2 protein-coding genes are annotated in these 4913 nt (G+C 46.7%); both read left to right on the forward strand.

The genetic code is table 11. The features are described from left to right. Positions 1–538 precede the first annotated feature (538 nt). Positions 539–2725 (forward strand): ankyrin repeat domain-containing protein, encoded by a 2187-nt coding sequence (locus KDK14_RS06330; RefSeq protein ID WP_257264172.1) that lies wholly within the window; start codon positions 539–541, stop codon positions 2723–2725. Positions 2726–2814: 89 nt separating this feature from the next. After that, a complete protein-coding gene (locus KDK14_RS06335; RefSeq protein ID WP_257264173.1) occupies positions 2815–4785 on the forward strand; it encodes an ankyrin repeat domain-containing protein in 1971 nt (656 codons plus the stop codon). The last annotated feature ends 128 nt before the right edge of the window (positions 4786–4913 follow it).

Genomic DNA, 4913 nt, shown 5'->3' on the forward strand with positions numbered 1-4913 from the left:
TGGTATAAAAATCAGAAAATTCCAGATTTAAGTGAGGGGTGCTGAATAGTTACAAGAGTCTTTAAAGAATTTCCAAAAACACTGAGCAGCTTAATTGCACTATGTACGTTTGTGCTTTTGACTGTTCGTCCACGGCTGCTGCCAAAATCAAAATGACTCACCGGAATGGATGGGAGGTTTCAGAAGGAGTCCGGTGGGTTTTTGCCGGGAATCGTAGGATTGTTAGACGTGAAAAAAGATGCCTTGCTCTTTGGAGTGGTCTAAAAATAACTTTCCCATTTTAAACTCAGTGTTCCTGATGATTATTGCGGTGGAACATCTGAATATGTGGAAGTTATTTTCAGACAATTCCTTTGCAACTTTTATCATTTTGTTTTGTCCAACTAAAAGATTTGGTCTATAAGATATTTTTAGAATTTTTTAACTAAACAAAAGTTCAGCCAAGCAAAAGACTGCGCAGAGTGGTGAACAACTGTGAAGTACTCGTGTGCTGGATTGCGAAACCAAAGCAAAGCATTTTTAAACAGGAATTATCAATATGAACTTTCTCAGACCTGTACCAGCAAGCATGGGTTGTCAGTCATTGCCCGATAAAGAAGTCTGCGGTGCTTCTGGAGGGTCTACAACCAGCAGTTCATCAGTTTCCCCGGCTCCCATTACCCACCGTCCTCACTCATCGTGTATTGAACCATCTCCAGGTTTGACCTGCCAAACCCCCGTTGGTAATCGCGCAGTTGAGATTAAAACCGAGCCCCTTTGTCAACACGAGCCCGTCACGAAAGCTCATGGACGAACCGGAAAAATAACAAAAGCACAACGTAAACAAGCGACTGAAGACCTCCACAATGCACTCAAATGTAAAGATCTGGAGGATCTGAGCAATGACAACATCCTCGCCCTGATTGAAAAAGGGGCAAGCGTCAACGCGAAAACCAAACACTGGGGCCAAGAGGCCGCTCTCCATATGGCGGCTTTACGTGGCAATAAAAGAATAATTGAATTGCTTGTTAACCAGGGTGCCGACGTTAACGCCGAAACTTATTTTACCGGTCAGACAGTTATGCAGTGTGCTCACATACACGGTCCCATTACGCCCCTGATCCGCTTAATGGTGAATGCCGGGCTCAAGATTGATACGCCCTGTGATGATGACAAAGGAAAAATGCTGGTTCATGCGGTCAGGGAGAATAACTGTGAGCTGGTGGAATTTTTATTAGACAAAGGTGCCAAGGTTGACGATGAGATCGACAAGGAGGGGACGGCACTCCACCTTGCCGTTCGTCTGGGTCAGCCAGAAATCATTGACATGTTGATCCAGCATGGGGCAAACATCAACGCCAGGAGTTTTCATATGGGGATGAAGGCTCTTCACCTTGCAGCTCGTCTGGATCAGCCAGATAGCATCATTGCAATGTTGATGAAGCGTGGGGCAGACATCAACGCCAGGGATAACAACGCAGAGACAGTTCTTCACCACACAGCTCATCTGGATCGGCCAGCTATCATTGACCAGTTGATGAATCATGGGGCAGACATCAATGCCAGGAATAATGAGGGGAGAACGGTTCTTCACCTTGTGGCTGAATCAGGCCAGCGGGAGATCCTGGATAAGTTGCTTGAGCTTGACGCAGACGTCAACGCCCGGGATAACAAAGGCAGGACGCCACTCTACCTGCTCACTTGCACCAATGGTCAGCTGGATACCATTAAATATTTCATGAGCGCCTTGATTGGTAAGGGGGCTAATATCAACCATCGGGACACAGACGGGAAAACACCCCTCGCCTTTTTAGTCGAGAGTCTTCGCGATGAGAGTGCCATTAAGCATGTCATTGAAACCCTGACCAAGCTCAAGGCTGATATTAACGCCAGTGATTCAGGCAGGTTTACGGCACTCCACTTTGCGGCATTGGATGGCAAGCTGGACGTCTTTGACCATCTGCTTGAAAAAGGGGCAGACAAGCACGCCAGGACCAAACGTGGCAAGACGGTTCTGGAAATCGCCAGGTCCAATGGCCAAAACACAGCCAAAATGTTGGAGAGCCTGTACAAAGACGAACTTGATGTCGATGTTATCAACGCCCCCTGTGACTCTGAAGGTGGAACGGCGATTGCCTACGCGGCACGAAACAGGCAATGGAATCTGTTCGACTTGTTAATATCACGTGGGGCTCGCATCGATGCATGGCAAAATGCAGCAAGGCAGTTAACCCCCCTCCACTGCGCAGCTTTAAATGACCAAAAAGATATCGTAAGCGAGCTGCTGAAGAGAGGCGCTAACGCCAAATTACCAGATACAGATGGGCGCTCGGCTATCCATCATGCCGTGACTGACATCGACAAGCCGGCCACACAGGAAATGCCGGCACACCGGCACAGTCTCCTTGTCGACCTGATTGAAAACGGAAAAGTCGAGATCAATGCTCAGGATAAAGAAGGAAGAACCGCCCTCCACATTGCAGCTAATCAAGGCAGGATAGAAATAGTTCGAGAACTGCTGAAGCGAGGGGCTGATTTCAACATTCAGGATAATGAAGGGATGACAGCTTATGATCATTGCTCCGATCGTTCGGGACTTTTTTTTAAAATGCTCAAAATAAGAGAGAAAGAGAGAGAGCAAGTCTGTCTGTTAATGATAGAAAATAATGCGAATGTGCGAGGAAAAGCCGGTATAAGCGGGTTCGTTCAGAAAATGAAAAATTTAACGGCTGAAATAAAACCTTGAGAAGCCTTTATTTTCTTGTGACTGCTACAAAAAGTTTATCACCAACGTGCGAAACTGAAGTAGCACGTTACTAATCAGGAGTTATTAATATGAACATCTCCGCGGCACCAAGAACTCTTTATGGGCAATTGGCCAATAATAAAGATGTAACAGCCTGTGATGCATCTAAACAGTCTGCAACCGGCAGCTCATCTGTTTCCCTGGCTCCTTGTACACACCGCACTCACTCATCGGGTATTGGTCCATCTTTGACCTGCCAAACCCCTGTTGGTGATCGTGCAATTGAGACTAAAACCGAGCCTCCTTGCCAAAAAATGTCGGTCACGATTGACGATGAGCGAACTGGCCACATAAAAAAAGCAGACAGAAAAAAAGCAACTAAAGAATTCCACAGTTTACTTAAAGACACTGAAAACCTGGAGGATCTGACGAATGACAAAATACTCGACCTGATTAAAGAAGGGGCAGACGTCAACACCAAAATCAAAAACAGCGGCAAGAAGACAGCTCTTCATCTTGTGGCTGCGCGTGGCAATAAAAGAATAATTGAACTGCTTGTCGCGGCTAAAGCGGATGTTAACGCCAGAACTTCAGCTGACTATACGGTTATGCAGTATGCTCACAAAAGTGGCTCCGTTACGCCCCTGATCCGCCTTATGGTAAATGCCGGATTTAAGATTGATGCACCTTGTGATGATTACGGGGCAACAATGCTTATTCATGCGGCCAGGGAACATAATTGGGCGCTGCTGGAATTTTTATTAGACAATGGTGCCGATATTAACGATCGGATTGACGACAATGGAACAGTACTCCACCTTGCGGCTCGTTTGGGCCAGCCAGACAAAATGGAAATGCTGATAAAACATGTGGAAGACGTCAACGTCAGGGATAATAACGGGCAGACGGTGCTTCACCTTGTGGCTGAATCAGGCCAGCGGGAAATCCTGGATCAGTTGCTTGAGCTTAACGCAGACGTCAACGCACAGGATAACAATGGCAGGACGCCACTCTACCTGCTCACTTGCGCCAATGGTCAGTTGGATACCATTGAATATTTCATGAAGACCTTAATTGGCAAGCAGGCTGATATCAACCATCGGGACAAAGACGGAAGAACACCCCTCGCCTTTTTAGTCAAGCATCTTCGCGACCAGAATGCCACTAAGTATGTCATTGACACCCTGACTGATTGCAAGGCTGCTGATATTAACGCCCTTGACTCACACGGGTTTACGCCACTCCACTTTGCAGCTGAAAACGGCGAGCTAGACGTCTTTAAGCATCTAATTAACAAAGGCGCCAACAAGTGGGCCAGGAGCAATACAGGCAAGACGGTTCTTGAAATCGCCGAGTCCAGAGGCTTTAACACAGCCAAAATGCTGGAGACCCTGTATGGTGCTGAATATGATGTCGATGTTATTAACGCCTCCTGTGACTCTGAAGGTGGAACGGCGATTGCGTACGCGGCACGAAATAGGCAATGGAAACTGCTCGACACTTTAATATCTCGTGGGGCTCGCATCGATGCATGGCAAAATGAATCAGGGCAGTCCACCCCCCTCCACTGCGCAGCTGCAAAGGGCGAGAAAGATATCGTAAGAGAGCTGGTTAAAAGAAATGCTGACGTCCGTTTACCAAATGCACAAGGGAACTTGGCTATCCATCATGCCTTGCTTGACGATGATTTTCCCTGGCGCAGCAAGAAAAGTATGGGAGATCGATTGGATATCCTTGCTGAGCTGATTGAAAAAGGAAACGCGGACATCAATGCCCGAGGGTATCAAGGGGCAACAGCCCTCCACATTGCAGCTCGTGGGGGTATGGTAGAGATCGTTGCTGAACTGCTGAAGCGAGGGGCTGATTTTAATATTCTGGATGATGATAATAAGACAGCTTATGATCTAACCTTCGATAGCTTATTCTTCTACTGCAAACCTCCAGAAGTAAAAATGAAAATCAGGGAGTTAATAAAAGAATATAGTGCAGATGTGTCAGGAAAATCCGGGCAAGGCGGTATAAGCGGGTTCGTGCAGAAATTGAAAAAAGTTATTGACTGAAAGAAAACCCTGAGAAAGCCTTTATACTTACGATAGACATTAAGCATCTATTAATTCCAGAAGCAATAGCTTTGAACCACAAAGCACACGGTGTGACACGGGAGCAGAGTCGGTCTGCTCGTAACTGC

It is taken from the genome of Endozoicomonas sp. ONNA2, assembly GCF_024606365.1.
Taxonomy (GTDB): domain Bacteria; phylum Pseudomonadota; class Gammaproteobacteria; order Pseudomonadales; family Endozoicomonadaceae; genus Endozoicomonas.